This is a genomic window from Pedobacter sp. KBW01, assembly GCF_003852395.1.
Taxonomy (GTDB): domain Bacteria; phylum Bacteroidota; class Bacteroidia; order Sphingobacteriales; family Sphingobacteriaceae; genus Pedobacter.
In genome coordinates this window covers 252486-277313 of record NZ_QAJQ01000007.1, presented here as the reverse complement: position 1 = coordinate 277313, position 24828 = coordinate 252486, and the positions used below count along the sequence as shown (strand labels likewise).

Genomic DNA, 24828 nt, shown 5'->3' with positions numbered 1-24828 from the left:
AGCTGTAAGTTTATTATGATATTTTTTCTATAACCAGTGCACTGGCGCCACCACCACCATTACAAATACCAGCAACACCGATTTTGCCATCGTTTTGTGCCAGTACCGAAAGTAGGGTTACCACAATCCGCGCGCCTGAGGCTCCCAGTGGGTGACCAAGCGACACTGCGCCACCATTAACATTTACCTTACTATCATTTAGCTCGAGGAGTTGATTATTGGCAATAGAAACTACAGAGAAAGCTTCGTTAATCTCAAAAAAATCTACAGCTTTAATATCAATATTGGCTTTGTGTAAAGCCAGTGGAATTGCTTTTGAAGGGGCAGTGGTAAACCATTCTGGTGCCTGTTGGGCATCAGCATAGCTTAGTATTCTGGCCAGGGGCTTTATACCCAGTGCTTTTGCCTTATCGGCACTCATTAAAACAAGGGCTGCAGCTCCATCGTTCAGGGTAGAGGCGTTTGCAGCAGTTACCGTTCCGTCTTTTTTGAAAACAGGTTTAAGTGCCGGTATTTTATCAAATTTAACTGCTATTGGCTCGTCGTCGGTATCTATTAAATTAATATCACCCTTGCGGTCTTTTACTTCAACGGCAACAATTTCGCTGGCAAATTTACCTGCAGTTTGTGCCGCTTGTGCTCTTTTGTACGAGTTGATGGCAAAATCATCCTGTGCCTCGCGGCTAATGTTACATTCCGTAGCGCAAAGCTCGGCTGCTGATCCCATATGGTAATCGTTGTAAACATCCCATAAGCCATCTTTTACCAATCCGTCAGTTATTTGCCCGTGACCTAGTCTATAACCATTCCTGGCTTTATCAAGATAGTAAGGAACATTGCTCATACTTTCCATTCCGCCGGCCACAATAATATCGTTATCGCCATTGGCAATACTTTGTGCCGCTAGCATAATGGCTTTAGTGCCTGATGCGCATACTTTATTAATGGTGGTTGCTGGTAAATCTGGTAAGCCGGCAAACTTGGCAGCTTGTGTAGCAGGCGCCTGACCTAAATTGGCCGATAAAACGTTGCCCATGTACACTTCCTGAATCTGTTCGGGTTTTAATGCTGCTTTTTCTATTGCCGCTTTAATAGCAAAACCACCTAACTGAGTGGCCGAAAATTGTGCTAATGAGCCTCCAAAACTACCGATAGGCGTTCTAACAGCCGATACGATTACAACTTCTTTCATGTAAACTAAATTTTTATGAATTTTTGGTTAGGCTGCTAAGTTAGTTAAACGTTAGATGTTTGCAAAACCTATGTGCCTTAAATAATAAAAGAAGTCAAGTTTAAACCAGCGCGGTGCATGTAAAACTAGACTTCTTTTGTATAAGAAATAGCTGTTAGCAAGTAAGCCTATGGGATTTCGAAAACCTCATAGGTTTGTTAAATAGGAAATATTTTTTTGAAAATGGATGCTCCGGTGTTCATGGCTGCTGGTAATCCTGCAAGTCCTTACTCATACTTTGCTCCAGGCTTTCCGTTCTATCAGGTTTAATGGCAGACTGCACGGTTTAAAACCTGCGAGGTTTGTTCTAAAATGGTAGGTTTTGCGTTAAGGATTGTAAGGGTTTAGTGCCGGTTTTTTACCGGTACCGGAGCGCAGCCTTGAAAAGCCTGACCCTTTCCCGATTTTTCATCGGGATCAGGGTAACGCTCAAATTATTTTATAGTTAGTAGTTAACAATTCTATTCCTCTTTCGCTTTGCCTTTCTTCCGCGATTTTATGGCCTGTGTAAGTAAAAACTCGATCTGCCCATTGGTACTCCGAAATTCATCTGCAGCCCAGGTTTCTACTTCTTTTAATAAAGCAGGACTAATCCTTAATACAAAAGCTTTTTTATCTTTCTCCGCCATCTTTATCGTATTGCCTGTATATTGTACCTGGTTTTTAAATTGATGAGGAACATTTCCATTTCATCTATCCTGTTCGAACTGAAGAGGAGTTTTTTACCGTTTTTAAACTCTAGCTGTAAGCCCCTGTTTTTATCGTTTAATAAATAAGCCTTATCTTTAAATTTAAACCAGAGGCGGGTTTTTATTCCATAACCACCATATTCGGCAAGTGCATCATATTTTCTGATATAAGCCTTTTCAATGTTCATCCAGCGGAAATGGCTTGGTTTAAAATGAAATGGGAAATATCGGAAAGAAACGCCTTCAGCATTTATTTTGAGGGTTAGCTTATTCTGCTGGATTAAAAAAATAATTAAAAACGGAAGGAGGATAGCAAAAAGCGGTGCGAAATACATTTTTTTAAATTCCTGTAAGGCTACGCCATCCTTGTAATAAATCAAGATTAGCAATGTTGGTAATAACGTTGCTGCTGTTATCAGGTATAGCCACCAGATTTTTAAACCGTGTTTCTCCTCAAATTCCATTGTTCCTAATTGTATAAAGTGCCTGTATTTACAACGGGTTGCACATGGCGGTCACCACAAAGTACCACCAGTAAATTACTTACCATGGCCGCCTTACGCTCTTCGTCAAGCTCAACAATACCTTTTTGCGATAATTTTTCTAATGCCATTTCTACCATACCTACAGCTCCTTCAACAATTAATTTACGGGCTGCAATAACTGCAGTAGCCTGCTGGCGTTGTAACATGGCACTGGCAATTTCGGGCGCATAGGCCAGGTGCGAAATACGGGCTTCCAGTACTTCGATACCTGCCCTTGACAGGCGTTCGTTAAGCTCATTTTCTAAAAGCTCGCTAACTTTTTCTGCGCCATCTTTTAAGGTAATGGTGCTTTCTTCACCCTCTGCATGATCGTAAGGGAAAATGTTTGCCAAATGCCTTACTGCAGCTTCGCTCTGGATATTTACATATTGCATGTAATTCTCTACTGAAAAAATAGCTTTGGCCGTTTCGTTTACTTTCCAAACTACAACAGCAGCTATTTCAATCGGGTTACCCAATTTATCGTTTACTTTTAACTGTTGTCCGTTGAGGTTGTTGGCGCGCAACGAAACCTTTCTTTTGCTGGTTAATGGGTTTACCCAAAAAAAACCGTCGGTTTTTACCGTGCCTACATATTTACCAAAAAGGGTTAATACTTTCGATTCGTTGGGGTTATTGATAATCAATCCCGGTAAAACCAGAAAGAAATTGAAAGCCAGGATGCCACCTCCCCAAATAAAATTTTCGTTAACAAAACAGAAAATAGCTGCACCTAAAAGTGCTAAAAATAAGGCGAATGTTAAATAGCCTGATGGCGGATTAATGATTTTTTCTTGATACATGATTGATATTAATTTGATATCATAAAGTAAAATATAAAAACTGGTAATTGCAAACAAAATCAGTAAAATGTATATTGAGATAAAAATGTTAATTTTGAACATATAATAATTACATCGTTTTGGCCAAAATCAAGAGAAATTCCCGCAAAATCCTTTACCGTAAGTATTCATCCAATCTGAAATATGTGATGATGATATTTACTGTTTTTATCATCACGCTATTCTTGCCCAAACAGCCAAGATTCAGGTATGAGTTTGAAAAAAATGCCGTATGGAAAAATAAAGACCTGATCTCGCCTTTCAGTTTTGCCATTTTAAAAACGAGTCCACAGGTAAGTGCCGATAAGAAGAATGCCCTGAAGGATATTTTGCCGGTTTATCAATTGGATAAAGAGATTACAGCCAATGCACTTGATGAGTTTTCGAACGAGTTTGATATTAAGTGGAAATCGAAACAACTCGATGAAAAAGATAAAGAAACGTATAAAAATTCGGCCTACAAACTGCTTCAAACCATTTACCAAAAGGGGATTATTGGTTTAAATGTGAAACATCAGGCGGGTGGAAAAAATTACGATTTTTCACTTATTGAAAACAATGTGGCTCAGGAACGCAATACGCAAGATGTTTTTACAGCCGAAACAGCCCTGAACTTTTTTAAAAATAATTTTAAAGCGCCTAATCCTGTAATGGGTGATTTGGTAGCCAATCTGGCTATCGATCATATTGCACCTAATATTGTATTTGATGAGCGTTTAACCAAAACGATACAGGACAATACCATCAACAACATTTCGACCACTAAGGGAATGGTGCAGAAAGGGGAGTTGATAGTAGCTAAAAATGACGTAATAGACGAGGAGATTTACCAGAAACTCGAATCGTATAAGGCCACTTACGATGCACAGACTAAAACAATAGGCAGCAGGGCCCTGGTTTATTTGGGGCAGGTAGTGCTGGTAGGTTTTATCCTCACTATATTAATGTCGTTCCTGTTTCTTTTCCGTAAAGATATTTTTGCTGATAACCGCCAGCTGTCGTTAATCCTGATTGTAACCACCGGTATGTTGCTGGCGCTTACCTGGGCCATAAAAATAGAAATCCCCAGCCTTTACTATATACCGTTCTGCGTAGTGCCTATTATTATCCGGATTCTTTTTGATACGCGCTTGGCACTTTACCTGCATATGCTGGTAATTTTAATAGCCGGTTTTTTTGTGGCCAACAGCTTCGAATTTGTGTTTTATCAGGTTACGGCGGGTATGGTAGCTATTTTCAGTATCAAAAACTTTGTTAAGCGCGAACGGTTTCTGGTTTCGGCTTTGTTTATTTTGTTGGCTTACTTTGTGGCTTTTGTAGGTATTGCTTTGTTGCGTGAAGGCTCTTTCCGCGAAATTGAATGGATTAACTTTATTCCTTTTGTATTTAGTGTACTATTGTCGCTGCTGGCTTATCCTTTAATTTACCTGTTCGAGCGTATTTTTGGCATTACTTCTGATGTAGCCCTGATCGAACTCACCAATACCAATAATAAACTGCTTAGGGAGCTTGCTTTTAAAGCGCCTGGTACCTTTCAGCACTCATTACAGGTGGCTAACCTCGCCGAGGCTGCAATATTTAAAATAGGAGGGAACTCGGTATTGGTAAGGGCTGGCGCCTTGTACCACGATATTGGTAAGGTTGATAATCCGCAATATTTTATCGAGAACCAGAATACAGCGGTTAGTCCGCACGATAAGCTGCCTTATGAGCAAAGTGCACAGATTATTATTCAGCATGTACATAAAGGAATTGAGATTTTAAGGAAGAACCAGATTCCAGAAGCGATTATTGATTTTATCAGAACGCATCATGGAAATACCCGGGTCGATTATTTTTATCAGTCGTTTTTAAAAAATTCGCCTGAAAAATTTGTCGACGAAAACATTTTTCGCTACCCCGGACCGATTCCTTTTAGCAAAGAAACTGGTGTGTTAATGTTGGCAGATTCGGTCGAAGCTGCCTCAAGAAGTCTGAAAAATCCCGATGCGCAGAACATAAATGACCTGGTTGAACGGATAATTAACTACAAATTGGAGCAAAATCAGCTTGATGATTGCGATTTAACGTTAAAAGATATTGAAACTATCAAATTGATATTCAAGACGATGCTGATGAGTATCTATCATGTTCGCATAGATTATCAACAATTATCATAATTTTTTTTTGCAGAATAACTTGTTTTACTATATTTGCAGACCTCAAAACAACGCCGGTAGGGCGAAAAACAGAGGTTGAAAGGTGAGGTGCCTGAGAGGCCGAAAGGAACAGTTTGCTAAACTGTCGTACTGGTAACGGTACCGCGGGTTCGAATCCCGCCCTCACCGCTAGAAAAAATAAAAACCCTGCAACGCAGGGTTTTTTTATGGATTTTTATTTTTTTAACTTACTGAAAATCAGATATTTGCTTATTTGTGTTTCTTCTGCATCCTCTGAAAAAACCTTAAAATCAAATCGCCTGAAAAAGGCATTTTTCAACTTGTAAATATTAAGATATTGTTTTAGAGTTGGTTAAGGTGTGTTTTGGTTTTGTCCGTTCCAATCTGATAAGAAAATATGGGTGTCTTTCCGTGATAGCTCACGGAGACCAGATCACAGAAGTTGCCTGGTTTAAGTGTTACCTCAATAATATTTGGATAGAATTGAAATACACGGTACACTAATGAAGATTCTTGTCAAACTATAGTTCAGACCGAGGTACCAAAACAATATTAATTCAGCGTTCTAAATTCGTTTGGAGTTAATCCTACACGCTGTTTAAACAATCGGTTTAAGTGCTGAGGATATTTAAAGCCTAGTTCGTAGGCAATTTCACTTACTGTTCTTCTAGTGCCGTATATCTTGTTTTTGGCAATTTCAATAATTTTGTTTTGAATGTATTCCTGTGCAGTAGAACCTGTTTCTTTTTTGATAAGATCACCAAAGTATTTTGCAGAAAAATGCAATTGATCAGCGCAATAAGCCACAGAAGGGAATCCCAGGGCATATGGCTTGTCTGACGCAAAATAATTGTTCAACAGGTTTTCGAATTTTTCTATTACTCCTCTATTAACCGTTTCACGGGTAATGAACTGTCTGTCATAGAATCGGTCGCAATGATTAAAAAGCAGTTCTATGTTCGAAGCAATTACTTTCTTGCTGTGTTTGTCTATTGATTGGTGCAGTTCGGTGTCGATTTTTGAAAAAAGGTCCAATACCAGATCCCTTTCTTTTGGAGAAAGGTGAAGCGCCTCACTTGTGTTATAACTGAAAAAACTGTATTCGGTAATGGCCTTTCCTAACGAGGTTCCCAGAAGCATATCCGGATGAAAAACCAAGCCATGACCTGCCGGCTGATAATAATCTACCTTATTCTCTACATCAATCATTTGTCCCGGAGAAATGAACACAAGCGTGCCTTCCTGATAATCATAGTACTGGCGTCCATATTTCAGGTCGCCACATTTCACATCTTTTAAAAAGACACAATACAGATCGAAATACATTTTGGAGCCCGTCCGTTTATTTGCCTTTGAAAAATCAAGGACACTTACCAGCGGATGGCTGGTTTGGTGGTTGTTAAATGCATTGTATTCGGCAATTGACCTGAAGTGAAATTCCTTTTCCATAACCTTTTGTTTTACAGATCAAAAATAAACATTAATAGTTGCTTTCTCTGGTGTGCTTTATTAGAACGGGAATATTGGTAGTAAAAGCAGGAATCTGTCTACACGCTATAGTGCTTTTGGATCGGATATTTGTTGCTGTATTAAAATTGCTTTGATAGACATGGCTGTTTTAAAATGTCAAAAGATGGAAACAGTAAAATTAAATAATGGAATAGAAATGCCCATGCTTGGATTTGGAGTATTTCAGGTAACCGATCTGGCCGAATGTGAAAGAAGTGTGATAGATGCAATAGAGACAGGCTACCGCTTAATTGATACGGCTGCTTCTTATATGAACGAAGAGGCCGTTGGCAGAGCTATCAAACATAGCGGAATTAATAGGGGAGAGTTGTTTGTTACCACAAAACTATGGATTCAGCCAAATGGTTACGAAGGAACGAAAAAGGTTTTTAACAGATCGCTTGAAAAGTTGCAGCTCGATTATCTGGACTTGTATCTGATTCACCAACCTTTCGGCGATGTATATGGAGAGTGGCGTGCTATGGAAGAGCTTTATCAGCAGGGTAAAGTACGTGCAATTGGTGTAAGCAATTTTCAGCCCGACAGGTTGATCGACCTGATTATTCATAACCAGATAGTTCCGGCAGTTAACCAGATCGAAACACATCCTTTTCACCAGCAGTTGAACACGCAGGAATTTCTGTCCAGGCAGCATGTACAGATCGAGTCGTGGGGACCATTTGCAGAAGGAAAAAACAATATCTTTAATGATGAGTTATTGGTTGCTATCTCGAGGGAGCATGGAAAGTCTGTTGCTCAGGTAGTGCTTCGCTGGTTAGTGCAACGCGGTGTTGTGGCTATCCCGAAAACCGTAAACAAAAGCCGCATGGCAGAGAATTTCGATATTTTCGATTTTAAGCTCAGCGCTGATGATATGGTTGCTATTCAGGCTTTAGATACGAAGGCTAGTAGCTTCTTCGATCATCGCGACCCGGCTATGGTAAAATGGTTGGGAGAAAGAAAGTTGAACGATTAACCTAAAAAAAATGGAAAAAAGAATATTAGGAAATGGTGGACTGGAAGTGTCTGCGTTAGGTTTAGGTTGCATGGGCTTAACTTTTGGCTATGGTCCGGCAGCAGATGAAAAAGATGCGATTAGCCTCATCAGACGCGCTTATGAACTGGGAATTACTTTTTTTGATACGGCAGAAGCTTACAGTCAAGGCGGTAACGAAACCCTTTTAGGCAAAGCTGTTGCTCCTTTCAGGGATCAGATTGTAATTGCCACCAAGTTTGGTTTTCTGGATGGCGATGCGTCTAAAGGTGTCTATAGTCGTCCTGAAAGGATTAGGCAGGTTGCTGAAAATTCTTTAAGGTATTTAAATACCGATTATATTGATCTTTTCTATCAGCATAGGGTTGATCCGAATGTACCGATGGAAGATGTAGCAGGAACGATACAGGATTTGATCAAAGAAGGAAAGATCAGGCATTGGGGATTGTCTGAGGCAGGTGTAGAAAGTATCAGCAAGGCACACGCAGTACAGCCTCTGGCGGCGTTGCAGAGCGAGTATTCTTTGTTTTTCAGAGAGCCAGAGAAAGAGATCATTCCGCTATTAGAAGAGCTCGGAATAGGTTTTGTTCCCTTTAGTCCGCTTGGGAAAGGATTTCTGACAGGTGCAATCGATGAAAACACCAGGTTTGATGCCTCAGATTTTAGAAATGTTGTACCTCGTTTCTCACCGGAGAACCGCAAAGCCAATCAGGTGTTGGTGAATGTTGTTCGTCAGATAGCTGAAAAAAATAATGCTACTCCAGCACAAATATCTTTAGCCTGGCTATTGGCACAAAAGCCCTGGATTGCCCCAATACCCGGAACAACAAAAATGAATAGGCTGGAAGAAAACGTTGGCGGTGCTGAAGTCAACCTCTCAGAAAATGAACTGGCAATTATTCGCGAAGCAGTTTCGGTAATTGATGTGCAGGGAGAGCGTTATCCCGCTGATCTACAGAAACGTGTTGGGCGTTAACTGATAATATTGAAATCAATTTATACTCACTTAAATTAAACTACATGAGAAAAACGATTATCGAGGCATTATTGCTGGTCCTTACCTCAGCATGCTCCTACTCGCAAACACAGGGTCGTAGACAAACCACACCAACCAAGGCTGAGCAGGAAATTTTAGACCTTTCCAGAAAGAAATGGGATTGGATGGCAGATAAAAATACAGATTCTCTGGCTGTCCTGTTTGATGATAAATCTGTATTTGTCCACATGGGCGGAAGCTGGGGAAAAGCTCAGGAAGTGAACGTTATTAAATCCGGTGGTATTCATTATAAAAAGGCCGATATCCATTCTGCTGGTGCTAATATCATTGGCAATACAGCTATTTTATTGAACAACATTACTTTACTGGCAGTGGTTGGCGGAAATGAGGTTACCAATCCCTTTATTGTGACAGAGGTTTATATTAAAGAAAATAACAGATGGAAGCTAGGATCTCTTTCTTTTACCAAGGTTAACACCCCAGGTGGGCCACGTTAAATCTGAGGAGAACCTATGAAACGATAGTAAAACCGGCTTGCTTGATTAGCCCGATATAAATATAACATGATGAAGATAAGGATAGACATAATTTTAGCAGCAGCTTTGCTATCGCTTAGCTCAATTACCGTAAGAGGCCAGCGGCAGAAGTCCACAAAGCCTTTAGTTATTGCCGGGCAGGGAAGCTTTGCAATTGGCGGAAAAACGAATTTGACTCAAGGCGTCTTCGATGTTAAAAATGCCCTCAAACCAGATGGGCAGACTTTTCATGGCGACCATGCCTATGTATTTTATCAGCGTCCTGTCAAAGCACATAAATATCCACTGGTTTTCTTGCACGGTGCCGGGCAATCAAAAAAGACCTGGGAAACTACTCCAGATGGGCGTGAAGGCTTTCAGACTTTATTCTTAAGACGTGGATTCGGAGTTTATCTCCTGGATCAACCTCGCCGGGGTGAAGCAGGAAAAAGCATGGTTGCAGCCAATGTTGCACCAACTGCTGATGAACAATTCTGGTTTACACAGTTCAGGATTGGTAATTATCCCGAATATTTTCCTGGGGTACAATTTCCCAGAGATTCTGCATCTCTTGAGCAATTCTACAGGCAAATGACCCCGAATACCGGCCCGTTTGATGCTACTGTAGTGAGTGAAGCTGTTTCAGCACTGTTCGATAAAATTGGCAGCAGTATTCTGATAACCCATTCTCAGGGTGGCGGTCCGGGTTGGCTAACAGGAATCAAAAATGATAAGGTAAAAGCTATAGTTGCCTATGAGCCGTACAGCGGTTTTTTGTTCCCTGCCGGAGAACTGCCTGCGCCAATTTCATCTGCGGGGCTTTTTGGAGCGTTGAAAGGGACTGAAATTCCGCTTGCTGATTTTAAAAAGCTGACGAGGATGCCGATTGTGATTTACTATGGAGATAACATTGCCGATTCTCCGACATCTGTATGGAACAAGGATCACTGGCGTTCGGGCCTTGAAATAGCCAGACTTTGGGCAAAGACGATCAATAAACATGGCGGTGATGCTGAGGTAGTTCACCTGCCTGAAATCGGAATCAAGGGCAATACCCACTTTCCTTTTTCTGACCTGAACAACATTGCCGTGGCTGATGTTTTATCAAACTGGCTAAAGAAAAAAGGATTGGATAGGTAATACAGGTAGTTTTTTCGGTAATCTGTCTACTTTATTGCTTTTCATCTTGCCGAAATTTGTAATCAGAAACTAAGTGCAGATGAAAAGAACAGGAAAATACTTTATAATGCTAAGCGTGCTAATCAGTCTGATGACAGCATGTTTAAAGGCACAGAATCATACGGGTAATAAGCCGGTATTTACAGATCAGAAGATTCTGATTGTTTACCTGTCGCGGACCGGAAACACCAAAGCTGTTGCACACATGATTCAAAAGTATACAGGAGGCAGGCTGATGGCAATCGAACTGGAAAAACCTTACCCGGAAAACTACCGGCAAACAGTAGATCAGGTGGCGCGCGAAAATGAATCCGGCTTTTTGCCTCCATTAAGCACAAAAGTTGATAGCATTGAAAGCTATGATGTAATATTTGTAGGTTTCCCCACCTGGGGCATGCAGCTGCCTCCGCCTATGAAAAGTTTTCTCAATAGTTACAAGCTAAAAGGCAAACAGATTATTCCTTTTAATACTAATGGAGGTTATGGTATAGGCAGTAGCTTTGAAAAAATAAAAGCGCTTTGTCCTGATAGCAAAGTGATGGATGGATTTACCGTAACTGGTGGATCTGAACGGGATGGGAAGTTACTGATGATTGTTGGTGCCAAAGCCGTTGAGGTTGAAGCTGAAGTAATCAAATGGTTAAGTCGGATTGGCTTTACAAAATGAGGAAATAAAAAAAATATGATGAAAAGATTCGTTTATAAAGTTCCGGTGTTGGTAATGCTGTTCATGAGTACAGTGGTTTATTCAAAAAACAGTGTTAAAGATACAACGCTCAGTATGAAGCAACAAAGCCTGATTAGCATTGCTTCAGTTGCAGCAAAGGGTGATCTTGCCAAACTGGAGTTAGCGTTAAATTCAGGACTGGATAATGGCCTGACTATTAACCAGGCTAGAGAAGTATTGGTTCATTTGTATGCTTATTGCGGTTTCCCAAGAAGTTTGAGAGGTCTTCAAACACTCATTACTGTAGTCGATCGGCGTAAAAACAAGGGAATTGTTGATCAGCAAGGACCAGAGGCATCGAGAATTGAAAGTGCAGAAACCAAATATGAAAGAGGGAGAAAGAATCTGGAGCAGCTTAGAGGAGTGCCGGAAAAGGAAACAAAAACCGGATATGCGGCGTTTGCGCCAGAGATTGAAGTGTTTCTAAAAGAACATCTCTTTGCTGATCTGTTTGAACGTGATGTGTTGACTTTTGCCGAAAGAGAACTGGTTACAGTTTCTGTGCTGGCAAGCATCGGTGGAGTTGAGCCAATGTTAAAGTCACATCTGGGCATCTGTCTGAACCTCGGAATCACGAGTGGCCAATTGCAGCAGTTTGTTGATCTTATTAAACTTAGCGTTGGTAAGAAGGAAGCGAAAGGAGCTGGGGCTGTTCTGCAAGAAGTACTGGAAATAAAAAAGTAAAACTGAAATGAAGATAATGAAAAACAAAACAACGATAGCTGCGCTATTGATATCATCTTTTGCTGCAACGGAGTTGAATGGACAAACAATGGCAAAAGTGCAGGAGAAAAATCCGTTTACTTTGGTGTATGCTGGTGCTATTTCTAAAAATGAAAAAGGAAAGGTGAACATTTATCCGGTAAAATATAAACTTAATGGTATCGAAATTGCCGCTAATGTGTATACTCCAGCTGGGTTTAATACATCAAAACATTACGCAGCGGTAGTGGTAGCGCATCCTAATGGCGGAATAAAAGAGCAAACCGCAGGACTTTATGCACAGCGTTTGGCAGAAGCAGGTTATGTTACGATTGCTGCTGATGCTGCTTACCAGGGAGCGAGTGGTGGACTGCCACGTCATATTGATAAACCAGCAAGCCGTATAGAAGATATACGTGGCATGGCAGATTACATCAGCCAATACGCTGGAGTTGATGCCAACCGTTTAGGAGTATTGGGTATATGTGGAGGAGGAGGATACGCACTAAAAGCATCCCAATCCGACAAACGCTTTAAGGCTGTAGCTACCTTAAGTATGTTCAACTCAGGCGAGGTGAGAAGAAATGGCTTTCAAAATTCGCAAATTGCAACCATTCAAGAGCGCTTAAAGCAAGCATCTGATGCCCGTGCCCAGGAATCAGCAGGAGGTAAGATTATTTATGCGGGCGTTTCCAGCGTCAGCGATGAAGAAATTGCAAAAACCAAAACAGATCTTTACCGGGAGGGATTTGAGTATTATTACCGTACACATGCCCATCCAAACTCAACTTTCCTATATACCATGAGCAGCCTGCTAGATTTGATGACCTGGGATGCTTCTACTGGCATGGATCTCATCAATCAGCCTCTGTTGATGATAGCGGGAAGTAAAGCGGATACAAAATATATGACCGACGAGGTATTTGTAAAAGCAACAAATGCCAAGAATAAAGAGTTGTTTGTTCTTGATGGTGCCACGCATATTCAAACCTACTGGAAACCTGAATATGTATCACTGGCATTGAGTAAACTTGTGCAATTTTATCAGACCAATTTATGAGAATGAAAACGATAAAACAGGCCGGATTATGGATTGTTTTTCCGTTATGCTTATTTTCCTGCACTCAGGATAGTAAAATTTCGCAGAACGTGAAAACCGAAGATGCTGTTGTTTTTGCAAAGGGCAAGCGGGTAACAAATGATAATTTTTCAGGAACAGTGTACCTGCAGCCATTAATAGAAAGCGATAGCTTAAATCAGAACAATGTTGGTAATGTGACCTTTGAGCCGGGTGCCCGATCAAAATGGCATGCTCACCCAGCAGGGCAGATCTTGTTGGTAACCAGTGGGGTGGGGTATTATCAGGAGAAAGGTAATCAGAAGATTATTTTAAGAAAAGGAGATGTGATCAAGTGTCCACCTAATATTCCTCATTGGCATGGAGCGAGTGCCGATACTGCATTTTGCCAGGTTGCAATTACCGGGCGTGAGAAAGGGCCTACCGTTTGGTTGGAGGCTGTTAGTGATAGTGTTTATCTGGCAGGTGCTAAGTAATGGTGTTTTTACACTATAAAAATTCTAGTTAACTATGTAGTAAACTGATTTGTAAAAGTTGCTTTCTTGCTGAAGAAGCCATGGTTCAAATGATAAGGGAAAAGCTATCTGTTTATTGAAAAGATGTACGATGGGGTTAGATAAAGGAAGGTTTTCAATTTCAACTAATGTAATGTCTTATCATAAATAAAATACTTTTTTTGAGCTGAGGGCTTCATATTTGCAACAATAATTCTTTAATATGAAATGTATGTGTGCCAATTGCTGGCTAGTGAAGGTTTTTAATGAAAAATAATCTCGTTGACAATTAGGTGATTATAGGAGAGATTTTAAAAAGTACTGTGCATCCTATTGCAAACATCAGATTTATCTATACCTTTGCCGCTGTTAAAACGGATTAGTTCTTTTAATAAATAGATTGAAAAAAAGAGGTAAAAAAAATGGAAATACCCAATAAAATCCATATCTTTGCCATCCCTTAGGAATAAGGTTAAAAAGAAGATACCAAGTTCGGGATGTAGCGTAGCCCGGTATCGCGCCTGCTTTGGGAGCAGGAGGTCGTAGGTTCGAATCCTGCCATCCCGACAAAAAGTTCAATCCACTTTTAAAACAGGATTAAAAAAGATCGATACCAAGTTCGGGATGTAGCGTAGCCCGGTATCGCGCCTGCTTTGGGAGCAGGAGGTCGTAGGTTCGAATCCTGCCATCCCGACGAAACAAGGATTCAAAATCCTATAAAAAACCTCTAATCAATTGATTTAGAGGTTTTTTTATTTTTATCTCATATCATTTAGGGCTAAAATCATCTTGTTTAAGGAAGTTAAAATCATGATATACTAATGGCTTTAGAATCCAAAATTGCAAACCTTATGCTGATGCGTTTTAAATTGTACTGATTTGCTGCAAGTCGAAATCTAAATTACCTTTTTAAGAACTTTGGCCAAGTGTTGATATGTCAAAGACTGCGAGGCTGTTTTAAAAATGAATAGGCTAGATTCAACCAGATTGGATATGTTGGAGTTAATCTTTAATTTATCATCAAGACCCGAATGCAGGCTTATTTAAATCAATAGTTATTGCGTATATTCAGCCCCGATTAACGCGAATATCAATGAGATCAATTGCCACACTATTACTATGCCTGCTAATACTCAATACGCGGGCCCAACAGATTAATACCGCAAAACTTGATAGTTTTTTTAATGCTTTGGGAGTCAATCAAAAGGCTATGGGCAGTTTCGCCGTCTCTAAAAACGGAAAACTGGTCTATCAACGCTCACTGGGATTTCGAACAGTTAAACGGGATACGTTACGTGCCGATTCACTTACCTGCTACCGCATAGGGTCTATCACCAAGGTTTTTACAGCAACTATGATCTTCCAACTTATTGAGGAAGGTAAGTTATCTCCTGATACCAAGTTAGCAGTTTTTTATCCAAAACTGCCCAATGCGCCGGAAATCAATATAGCACAGCTCCTTTCCCATAGCAGCGGCCTGATGGATTATGTTAATGATGTATCTGGTAAATCCTGGATCACCAGGGCGCATGCTCAATCGGAATTATTAGATACCATTGTAAAAAGAGCTCCACATTTCATTCCAGGTTCCAAACAACAATATTGTAATTCGGGTTACCTGTTGCTGGCCGGTATTATCGAAAAAATTACAGGTAAATCCTATTCCAAAGCCCTTGAAAGTCGTATTAGCAAAAGAATAGGGCTGAAACAAACCCAATCTGGCATAATCAACAATACAGGAGCTGCAGAGGCAAGTTCTTACGGCATGAGAAATCAATGGACGCAGATTACCGACATCTATTTCCCGAACGTAATTGGTGTAGGCGATATTCTTTCAACGCCAGCAGATATGCTGAAATTCCTTAACGCCCTATCTTCAGGCAAGCTTGTCAGCGAAAAAAGTTTTGCCAAAATGAGTAACTTCAATCAGGGTGATCTATTTGGCATGGGACTCATTAAAGTACCTTTTTACAACCAGATAGGCTTTGGGCACAACGGAGCCACATATGGAACATTTAGTATGCTTTGCAACTTTCCTTCGAGTGGAATCAGCGTCGCCTTATCACTCAATGGCCAGGGTTACAGCCTCAACGAAATTACCATCGCGATGCTTTCTATCTGTAACGATATGTCCTTTGAAATACCAACTTTCAAAGATGTTGAGTTATCTCCTGAACAACTCAAAGCTTGTTTGGGCATATATTCTAACAAAACATTGCCGTTTAAAATCACCATAACCGAAAACGGGGGTAAGCTTCAGGCCCAGGCCACCGGACAATCACACTTTCCCTTACAGCCCACCTCAGCCAATACTTTCAGATTTGATGCAGCTGGCATTAAGATCGTTTTTAGTCCTGAGCTAAGCCAAATGACTTTTAGTCAGGGTGGCAAATCATTTCTTTTTAATAAAGATATTAATTAGTGGATATAATTGTTTAGATGCAAGAACTCTGTTGCTTTGTTTGTCATTAATTAAGTATTTCTTTCCGATAAATTCAGGATGTTGTTAGAGATTTGTTTTTTCAGGATATAGAGAATGGCAATAACAATAACCCTAATGATCTATTTTGTATTTTTTTAGATAAACACAGAAAAATATAAGATACAAAAAGGTTAATACGGTTAAAATGGCTGGCACCTGCAGGAAAAAAAAGACTGTGAGTAAGAGTCGTTTCTTTATCTGCTAATTAAATATTTTATTTTGTATTTTTTAACATACTTAACTTTAAGTATATTTATGTGTTGTGTAAAGATGTTTTTTATAATTGGAGATAAAGTTCGTATCTATGTAATAAAAATATCTGTTTAATTCTTTAGAAATCTAAAAACGCTCATATCCATGCAAACGCTCTTTAATTGTAATAAATCTTATTGTTTTTTATTGTGTTTTAATCTTTAATGCACTGTTTGTAAGTGCTTTGTAAGCTTATTTTAGCTGAGCGTATCTGCCAGCTTAATTGCTATGTTTTATAACTTCTGGTGCTCGTAAAGGACCAGATTTCTTGCAAAACCTTTGATATTTATCAAACAAATTTGGAATATATACGTAATTAGTTATTTACATTTTTAATAAAAACCAAACGTAACAATTGTGAAAAATTTACTATCAATCATTGTCCCCGTGCTTGAAGGAATGGAAGAATCGCCGTTAAAGCACCAACTTTTAACTTATTTCCCACAGCAGGCTGATTACTTTACATCCATAGAGGAAAGTTTTACAAAGCTCACGGCCATTCAACAGGATCGGGATCAGCTTAAACCTTTTTTTCATAGCTGGAGCCAAACCAACAATAGTGCAGTTACAGTAGCAGGATTAAGTAATCGAATGACCATGCTGATCCACAAAAACATGCCTGTAGCCAATGAGTCAGAGTTATTCAAATCTGTAGCTAATCTGAACAGGATCGTTGATGAGGATCTGGCTGTTGTTGGAAAAGTATTGCATTCAGACCTGTTTTATACCATGGCAACAAATACCTGTGGCGATGATGGTTGGTTGTTAAGGCAGTATCTCGATCCAAGTGCCCGCGCCTTTAAATATTGGAAAGATCAAAACTCGCTACGCAATAAAGATCTAATGATCGGACTTTTAACCACATTGGTACACGAAATTTATACGCACGGCGAAGTGGAGTTTATACTGCCTAAGTTTACACGTTGGCTGGAAGATGATTTTGGTTTTGATAAAGACACCTTAAAACACACTTTGGCCTGGATAGCGGTACATTGCGGACCTACAGAAAAAAATCATTTCTTTTATGCTGTAAATTCAATTAATCATTATGTAAAGGCTATGGATGTTAATCTGGCTGATTACGACCTGAAAGAAATCGTTTCTGATTATTTAAGTAAAAAAGCATTGGTAATGGAAAATATCAGTGCCATCCTGGAGCCGGTTATGGCTGAGGAAATGGAATAAATTATGAAGGGAGAACTTGTTGAAACGCATACCATTTGTAGTAAAGATTTCCTGAACGAATCGCTGATGAAATATTTGGGAGAGATCCCCTGTAATGGCGCCGATTCTTTTTCGCCGGTACCCGTTGCCGTGGATCAGCAGGAGATTGTCAGGATGGAGAAATTATGTAAGGTTTTAAATAAAGCCTTAACTGCAGTGGTAAATGCTTATTTTGATGACGAAAGGATACAAGCCATATATAACTTTGATGAAGGCTTGAACAGTATTTTACGCATTGCAAAAGATCTGCCATACAAGGTTGGAATGTATCGGCCTGACTTTTTACAGGCTGAAAATGGTGATATCAAAATTTGTGAAATAGGTGCGCGGTACCCGATTAACGGATGGATGATAAGTTATTACCTTAACCGGATTATTGGAGATACTAAACCTACAACCCCGTCCTTATTAGCGGCAGTTCCGGCACAGCAGGATTTTGTTGAAACCATTTTTAGCCGTTTTAATCCTAGTGAGCCTGTTGTACTTCTACACGAAAAGGAAAAAGGTACAGAGGTGTTTTACCTGTTCAATGAATTTGGTAAACTCGGTTTGGATTATGTTGATGCAAGCCCTGCAGAGCTCACTTGTCAAAACGGTGTGGTTATGTTGCATGGTAAACCCGTTAATCAGTTTATATTGGAAATGGACCGGGAAGAATTACGCAATTTCGATCCTGAAGTACTGAAGCTGATCATCAGCGAGGCAAATTATTTTAATGATGTGCGCACACTGACCCTGGTTCACGATAAACGGATTCTGGCTGTTTTGTTTGATGAAGAGATAATGAGCGATTACCTTGCGACAGACGAATACCAGTTTTTACAGACATTTTTAATCCCCACTTTTGCTTTGCATGCACCCCTAAAACGGGAAGAAATAATGCTTTCGGCAGATAACTGGGTGTTAAAACGAAACAGCGGCGGGCGTGGAATTGATATGTATGTAAAAAATGAATGCGATGCTACGTTCTGGACAACGGTTGTAATCGAACAATGGCCTGATTATATGGTACAAGCGTATGTAAATCAACGCTGGTTTAAGCATGGTAAAGATTCGAACGAAACTTTGATTAACCTTGTTGGCATGTTATTGTGTTATAATAACCGGTCTTTTGGTCCAGGTCTGTTCCGTGGTTCGGCCGAGAGCGTGGTGAACGTTCATCAGGGGCGCGGTGTAATTTTTCCGGCAATGATGTTTCAGTCTTAGGTATGACGCACGCTATTATTATCCCATTATTCAATAAGGCAGATTTTATTGCCAAAACACTTCATTCGCTCATCCGGCAAAGCAAACTGCCGGATGAGTTGATTATTGTTGATGACCTCAGTACCGATAACAGCCTGTCGGTTGTTCGCAGTTTTTTGCAGGAAAATGAAGCTGCTTTTGGTCATTGCAGCATTCAGTTAATTGAGCTAAGCGAAAACAAAGGTCCTGGAAATGCGCGTAATGTTGGCTTTGCGGCATCAAGTGCCGAGCTGATTAGTTTTCTGGATGCTGATGATGAATATCATCCGCGCCTGTTGCAGCTCGCAGCCGATGCATTTAGCAGCCATCAGCTCGATTTTATGGTGCTCAATATTGTTTTTATGCCTGGTGGTGAAATATACCCTGAATTGGAGCTATTAAAAAAATATCTCAAACCTATCGCCAGTGATCTATATCTGATTAATAACCCTTTACTTGCTGTTAGCTCACCTCATTTTATTATGGGAGTTGGCAGTAATGTAATTACTAAGAGAAAATGGATCGCCGCCTACCAATACAGTACTGAAGCGCATTTAAACGAAGGGATTGATTTTTGGTACCGGGTATTAAAAGGGATATTAAGCCATGTACCTGGTAAAATTGCTTTGCAAACAGGTGGCTACCTTTATGTTAACGAAGTGCCAGGTAGCTTATCTCGTAAAAAATATAGCCATTTTCTGCAAATTGAAGTGCCGCCGGTAATATCGCGCTATAGAAGAAGTGAAGATAAGCATGACCGGCTGTTAATGGGTATGATTGGCAGGCGCTGGTATAAACATGCCTTGCAAAATTTACCAACTCATACACAGAAAATACGTTTTGTATGGCATTACCGTAATTTTATTCCACAATACCTTAGTTATCTACTGCTCAAAAGGTAAAAAGTAAATATGATTGATACTGTTCTCAATACCTACTATCAGATTGTACGTGAGTCTGATCTTTTTAAAAACTATTATTCCCCTTATCCGGATTATATTGAAGCTCCACTGGTAGGCAAAAAAGAACTGATAGACCAGTTAAAGCATAATTTTGATTTGCATGCTCAAAAGGAAGGAGTTTATCTGGTGCGCTCAGGTGGCTCTACCCAAAAACCATTGGTATTTCCGGTTGATATTGCAGAAAACCTGGAACAGCGTGCAGTGCTGGCTACTGCCTTAAAGCAGGCAGGTATATTTGTGCCCAAAACAATTGCACTCAATATGTTTGGCTATATGGATATGTATCGTACAGCCGCCATTATGGACGATCTGCTTGAGCGATGCCAAGCCACTACACTGGTGGCGGGCGCAAGTTTGCCTTACCAGGATGCTTACCATATGGCGCAGAATTTTAGCCCTGATTTGTTGTTGGGTACACCATCCAAGTTGTTTCTTTTTGCCCAGTACCTTAAAAAGCACCAGCTCCGTTTATCGATAAATAACCTTTTGTTTGGAGGAGAATTTTTGCCGCCATCACACCTGCAGATTTTTAAAGAAATATTTGGAACCAGGCAGTTGTACTCATTATATGGGGCAGCAGAAACAGGAATATGGGCCTGGTGCGATTATAATCAATCGATACCATTATTTAGGGTAATTGAAGGTTTAATAATAGAAGTAAACCAGCCCGATGCACAAGGATACGGGATTTTGCTTGTGAGCAACCTGTTTCGTAAGCGGTTTCCGATTTTTAGATATAATACTGGCGATATAGGGCGATGGGTTGAAATTGAGGGCCAATCTTATTTGGAGCTTAAGGGGAGAGCGGCTAAATCTTTTATGTTTAACGAGTGTAATTATGAACTCGACGATTTCGCTGTGGTTTTGGCCGGTTTAGAGCGGTATCAGATACAGATTATCCCGGAGGAAGGGCATACCACGATCAAGTTTCTGCTGGTAATAGCGCTAAGCAAGGCGGAAGAAGAAAATTTCATTGATCAGAAAAAACGACAACTTTACGCGGTATTTGGTTATCAGGTAAAAGGCCTGGTCGTTTTAGTAGGTGCAGATCTTCAGCTTTATACCGATGAAACAACAGGTAAAACACCTTTAATTATCGACTATAGAAATCATAGCTAAAAATCGCTAACTTAAATTTGCGAAAATTTACACTTTTAAAGTAAGCGACCTGGAATCGATTTACTGGTGGTTATGAGTTATAATACTAAAATTAGTTTCTGCTAAGCGGATAACACAATAAAAATGACTTCGGTCATTTTATTTCTCAGCTGTTAATATGAAATTTGTTTACAGGCACTCAAGCTAGTTTGCATGTGAATGAGGGGCTGAAGCAAAGCAGTTATTTGTTTCAGGATAAAATGATATCAATTAAAAAGCAATATTATGTTAGGAGATTTAAATAAGGGGGAAATGATTTCTCTGCTCGAAAGCCAGGTAACAGGCAGGTTAGGCTGTCATAGCGACGGGGAAACTTATGTTGTGCCTATCAACTACGTTTACCGCAACAATGCCATTTACGCCCATTCGGGGCCAGGAAAAAAGATAGATATGTTGCGTCGTAATCCACAGGTGTGTTTTCAGGTTGATCAGATCAAAGATATTTTTAGCTGGAAGAGTGTGGTGTTATGGGGGACTTTTGAAGAGCTGAACGGAGAGGAGAGACAACAGGCTATGCAGGGGATTATACACCGCATTATGCCGCTAACTTACCGCCCCTCGCAGGAATCTTCACATGGAATTAGTAGTGACGTGCATCAGGAGATCATTGTATATAAGATCAGTATTAAAGAAGGCACAGGTAGGTTTGAAGAACACGACGAACTGTAGTGAATATTCTTTTCGGTCGGTCATATACTTTTGGTGAAATTACAAGAGATTTGCCAAAAGTATAACTACATCTGATTAATAGACCTGCCTTTCGGGTGCTTGTAGGATAGGTATTCGGGCTATTATATTAAACCTTATTTTAAGAATTGATTCGGTAAAACTCCCAAACCAGATTTTGAATTTCAAAACAATGTGTTGAATGCAAATGCATTAACTAACCTGGGGCCTTTTGTAGTGGGATATCCCGGGTTTAATACGATGATAATCGGTAAAAAAAAATGACGGTTTTTAGGAAAACAACATTCTATTTAATTAGATTTGAAATGTATCCTAAAAAATACTACCCTTTTAATAGGGGAATGTTAAATCCCACAATCAATGACCCGGTTTGTCCTATTCTTTGTTATTATTCTTTTTTCTATTAATGTTGCTAAAGCCCAGGAGAGCTTTATTGGCGATATCAACTACCAGTTATTGGAAAAATATGTTGATCTGGCCCTGAAGAATTATCCGAAGCGAAAAATGTATAAAGCCAGCGAACTCAGCGCAAAGGCAAAAATAGGTGTTGCCAAAGCAACCTATCTCGATGCATTTACAGCATCCTATAACTACAGTCCCAATAATGCGGCCAGATACAATACCACTAATCCTTATACCCTAAACGGGATACAGTTCGGGATCTATTTTAATATTGGTATTTTATTCAGAACACCAGCGCTGGTACGGCAGGCTAAAGAGGAGCACAACGAGAAATTTTATCAGGCTCAGGAATACGATATCCTGCTAAAGTCTGAAGTTAAAAAAACGTATTTTGAATACCTTCGGGAAGTTGCAGATCTGCGGGTTAAAGCACAAACCTATATCGACAACAAAGCGGCTAGCGACGGCCTTCGGTATAAATTCGAAAAGGGAGAGGCGAGTTTAGACGATTATACCAAAGCCAAAACCTTAACCTCCTATGCTAACTCTGAAAGACTACTTGCAGAGCTTAATCTTTTAAAAGCAAAAGAAGAGCTGGAAGCTCTGATTGGCGAAGAATTGAAAAACGTGAAATAAGACAAAATGAATATACAGAAATCCTTAGATACAGTAAACAGATATAGGTGGATTATCATCACTATATTCATTTTGACAATCATTGCAGGTTTTTTCGTGCTAAGAAACCTTCCAAAAGATTATAAATCGGAAGCAAAACTTTCAACCGGTTTGCTTGATCCATCAAGGCAGTTAGCGCCCGACCGCGCCAGTTATACAGGACCTGATATTATAATCAAGCTTAATCAGCAGTTTTCTACCATCATGGACATCATGAGGATGCCCAAAAATATCAGCCTGCTTTCTTACCGGTTGATTTTGCATGATCTTAAAGATCAAAAAGGTACGTTCAAGCCATGGAGTGCTGAGGTGAAGGTTTTAACTGATGCACAAAGGCAGGAAGCTATTGGCCTTTTTGAAGAACGATTAGGCAAAAAACAAGTACTCACTCCGCTGGATAACGGTAAGATTAAACTCTATCAGATCGTTACTTCAATGGGCTATGATGAGAAGAGCCTCAACAAAAAACTGGATATTAACCACGAACAGAACAGCGATTTTATTTCGGTGGCTTTTACTTCCAACAATACCCTGCTTTCGGTTTTTGTTGTAAATACCCTCTCAAATGATTTTATTAATAATTACAGTTTGGAGCAGATCTTGAATAAGAACACAGCTATTGTGGTTTTGGATTCGCTGTTGAAAAAGAAAGAGGCTGTAATGAATAACAGGATAAAGCAGGTTAAGGACTATAAGATCCGCAACGGCGTGCTCAACCTGGATAAACAGTCGCAGATTGTTTATCAGCAGATTACCGATAATGAGAACAAGAGAAACCAGGCCCTGATCGATAAACAGGCTGCGCAGGCTGCATTAAAAAGTGTTAATGAAAAATTGGCAAGCAGAACTAGCGATAAGTACCTTGGAGCCGAAGTGATTGAGGATAACAGGGCCATTATCAGCATAAAAAATAAAATTCTGGCAGCAGAAGATAACTATTTGCGCAATGGGTATAAACCGGCTGATAAAAAAATAGTAGATTCATTACAACTCTTGTTGAGTGCCAGACTGATCCGATCAAACGACCAATACGTAAGCGATCCGCTTATTGCTAAACAAAGTCTGGTTCAGCGTCGTATTTCGCTGGGGGTAGAGATTGAAAAAGCGACAGCGGGGATAGGTGACATTGATAGGGAACTTGCCAAACTGAATGCAAAATTTACCGGAATGGTTCCTTTTGATGCGGGGGTTCAAAATTATGAACAAAAAGCCGATGTAGCGACGAGGGAATACCTGGAAATACTGGCGCGGTATAACCAAACGAGCCTGGATAAGAATATTGGGTTGCGCCTGCAATTGGTACAAGAAGGGATCCCAACACTTCCCGAATCATCAAAAAAACTGATATATATGGCCATGAGCGCTATTGCCAGTTTAGCAATCTGTTTTTGTACGCTGTTTTTGATATCTGTTTTAGATCGTTCGGTTAATAATGGAGCAGAACTAAAATCGGCCTTAATTGCAAAGGTTATCAGTGAGTTGGATTACATCAGACCTGATAACGATAATATAGCTAAAATATGGGGAACTCCGCATGCAGAAAGCGAGTACACGGTATTTAAGAACCAGCTGAGGACGCTACGTTTTGAGCTCGATAATATGCTTTTTAGTAACAGTCAAAAAGTACTGGGGATAACAGGTGTCGGTTCGGCGTCTGCCCAGGCATTTACAGTATTAAATTTAGCATACGCATTTGCGCAGATGAATAAAAAAGTTTTATTGATTGGAAATCAGGAATTTATTCCGGCGCTGCAAAAGCTGAAAATACCTGCAGATCAGCCAATAAGAGCAGTACTGCAGGGAGCTGATATTAATGAAAACAAGCCTTTTGCTTTCATCAATAATGACCTAGATGGACAGTCGCTACTCGAAATAAGAGACAGGGAAGCTCTTTCTGGAATTTTTGGTTCGATCAGCAGTCGTTTCGATTTAACCATTGTTGCACTTGATCCTCTGACCGATGGTGCTGAGAACCGGGAATGGATCTCTTTTATAGCACTATACACCGCAATATTTGTAGCCGGATCAGCATTACATGATAAACAGAAAGCGGCACTTGCCCCGTTAAATGCTGATGAAAAGTTTGCTGGCTGGATTGTTAGCGGGGTAAAACAAAAATAAG

General features: G+C 40.0%; 22 protein-coding genes and 3 tRNA genes. 20 read left to right on the top strand and 5 right to left on the bottom strand.

Going from position 1 to position 24828, the window contains the following annotated elements:
• Positions 1-13: 13 nt before the first annotated feature.
• The 4 genes from DBR40_RS07970 to DBR40_RS07955 form a co-directional block, all read right to left on the bottom strand.
• Positions 14-1192, bottom strand: a complete 1179-nt coding sequence (locus DBR40_RS07970) for an acetyl-CoA C-acyltransferase (protein WP_124559214.1) — start codon at positions 1190-1192, stop codon at positions 14-16.
• Positions 1193-1692: 500 nt separating this feature from the next.
• On the bottom strand, positions 1693-1860 hold the full coding sequence (locus tag DBR40_RS07965; protein ID WP_086545783.1) for an Arc family DNA binding domain-containing protein: 168 nt from the start codon (positions 1858-1860) through the stop codon (positions 1693-1695).
• 2 nt (positions 1861-1862) lie between these two features.
• Entirely contained in the window at positions 1863-2384 is a 522-nt protein-coding gene (locus DBR40_RS07960; protein ID WP_124559213.1) for a hypothetical protein, read from the bottom strand.
• A gap of 5 nt (positions 2385-2389) precedes the next feature.
• Positions 2390-3247 (bottom strand): SPFH domain-containing protein, encoded by an 858-nt coding sequence (locus DBR40_RS07955; protein ID WP_124559212.1) that lies wholly within the window; start codon positions 3245-3247, stop codon positions 2390-2392.
• Positions 3248-3438: 191 nt separating this feature from the next.
• On the opposite strand from DBR40_RS07955, the gene DBR40_RS07950 reads away from it, so the two are divergent.
• Positions 3439-5445 carry an HD family phosphohydrolase gene (locus tag DBR40_RS07950; RefSeq protein WP_124559451.1) on the top strand — a complete coding sequence of 669 codons (2007 nt, stop codon included), beginning with the start codon at positions 3439-3441 and terminating at the stop codon, positions 5443-5445.
• Positions 5446-5526: 81 nt separating this feature from the next.
• Positions 5527-5613: transfer RNA gene (locus DBR40_RS07945), tRNA-Ser, on the top strand.
• A 384-nt stretch (positions 5614-5997) separates the two neighbouring features.
• Here DBR40_RS07945 and DBR40_RS07940 read toward each other — a convergent pair.
• On the bottom strand, positions 5998-6894 hold the full coding sequence (locus DBR40_RS07940; RefSeq protein ID WP_124559211.1) for a helix-turn-helix domain-containing protein: 897 nt from the start codon (positions 6892-6894) through the stop codon (positions 5998-6000).
• Positions 6895-7078: 184 nt separating this feature from the next.
• Here DBR40_RS07940 and DBR40_RS07935 point away from each other — a divergent pair, with 184 nt between their 5' ends.
• From DBR40_RS07935 to DBR40_RS07850, 18 genes are all read left to right on the top strand, one after another.
• Positions 7079-7930 (top strand): aldo/keto reductase, encoded by an 852-nt coding sequence (locus tag DBR40_RS07935; RefSeq protein WP_124559210.1) that lies wholly within the window; start codon positions 7079-7081, stop codon positions 7928-7930.
• 10 nt (positions 7931-7940) lie between these two features.
• On the top strand, positions 7941-8924 hold the full coding sequence (locus tag DBR40_RS07930) for an aldo/keto reductase (protein ID WP_124559209.1): 984 nt from the start codon (positions 7941-7943) through the stop codon (positions 8922-8924).
• A 44-nt stretch (positions 8925-8968) separates the two neighbouring features.
• Positions 8969-9442 (top strand): nuclear transport factor 2 family protein, encoded by a 474-nt coding sequence (locus tag DBR40_RS07925; RefSeq protein ID WP_124559208.1) that lies wholly within the window; start codon positions 8969-8971, stop codon positions 9440-9442.
• A 66-nt stretch (positions 9443-9508) separates the two neighbouring features.
• A complete protein-coding gene (locus DBR40_RS07920) occupies positions 9509-10600 on the top strand; it encodes an alpha/beta hydrolase (RefSeq protein ID WP_233603831.1) in 1092 nt (363 codons plus the stop codon).
• Between the two features lie 79 nt (positions 10601-10679).
• The gene (locus DBR40_RS07915) at positions 10680-11306 is read left to right on the top strand and encodes a flavodoxin (RefSeq protein ID WP_124559207.1); all 627 of its coding nucleotides are present in this window, start codon (positions 10680-10682) and stop codon (positions 11304-11306) included.
• Between the two features lie 15 nt (positions 11307-11321).
• Positions 11322-12050 (top strand): carboxymuconolactone decarboxylase family protein, encoded by a 729-nt coding sequence (locus DBR40_RS07910; RefSeq protein WP_233603830.1) that lies wholly within the window; start codon positions 11322-11324, stop codon positions 12048-12050.
• A 16-nt stretch (positions 12051-12066) separates the two neighbouring features.
• Entirely contained in the window at positions 12067-13128 is a 1062-nt protein-coding gene (locus tag DBR40_RS07905) for an alpha/beta hydrolase (protein WP_124559206.1), read from the top strand.
• Positions 13129-13130: 2 nt separating this feature from the next.
• Entirely contained in the window at positions 13131-13622 is a 492-nt protein-coding gene (locus tag DBR40_RS07900) for a cupin domain-containing protein (RefSeq protein WP_124559205.1), read from the top strand.
• A gap of 511 nt (positions 13623-14133) precedes the next feature.
• Positions 14134-14207: transfer RNA gene (locus tag DBR40_RS07895), tRNA-Pro, on the top strand.
• Between the two features lie 53 nt (positions 14208-14260).
• Positions 14261-14334, top strand: a tRNA-Pro gene (locus tag DBR40_RS07890).
• A 399-nt stretch (positions 14335-14733) separates the two neighbouring features.
• Entirely contained in the window at positions 14734-16062 is a 1329-nt protein-coding gene (locus DBR40_RS07885; RefSeq protein ID WP_124559204.1) for a serine hydrolase domain-containing protein, read from the top strand.
• Positions 16063-16731: 669 nt separating this feature from the next.
• Positions 16732-17559 carry a hypothetical protein gene (locus DBR40_RS07880; RefSeq protein ID WP_124559203.1) on the top strand — a complete coding sequence of 276 codons (828 nt, stop codon included), beginning with the start codon at positions 16732-16734 and terminating at the stop codon, positions 17557-17559.
• A 3-nt stretch (positions 17560-17562) separates the two neighbouring features.
• Entirely contained in the window at positions 17563-18804 is a 1242-nt protein-coding gene (locus DBR40_RS07875) for a hypothetical protein (protein ID WP_124559202.1), read from the top strand.
• Positions 18805-18806: 2 nt separating this feature from the next.
• Positions 18807-19724, top strand: a complete 918-nt coding sequence (locus DBR40_RS07870) for a glycosyltransferase family 2 protein (RefSeq protein ID WP_124559201.1) — start codon at positions 18807-18809, stop codon at positions 19722-19724.
• Positions 19725-19733: 9 nt separating this feature from the next.
• A complete protein-coding gene (locus DBR40_RS07865) occupies positions 19734-20903 on the top strand; it encodes an AMP-binding protein (RefSeq protein WP_124559200.1) in 1170 nt (389 codons plus the stop codon).
• A 264-nt stretch (positions 20904-21167) separates the two neighbouring features.
• Positions 21168-21611, top strand: coding sequence for a pyridoxamine 5'-phosphate oxidase family protein (locus tag DBR40_RS07860; protein WP_124559199.1), 444 nt, complete (start codon positions 21168-21170; stop codon positions 21609-21611).
• Between the two features lie 378 nt (positions 21612-21989).
• On the top strand, positions 21990-22667 hold the full coding sequence (locus DBR40_RS07855; RefSeq protein WP_124559198.1) for a TolC family protein: 678 nt from the start codon (positions 21990-21992) through the stop codon (positions 22665-22667).
• A 6-nt stretch (positions 22668-22673) separates the two neighbouring features.
• Entirely contained in the window at positions 22674-24827 is a 2154-nt protein-coding gene (locus DBR40_RS07850; protein WP_124559197.1) for a GumC family protein, read from the top strand.
• Position 24828 lies beyond the last annotated feature (1 nt).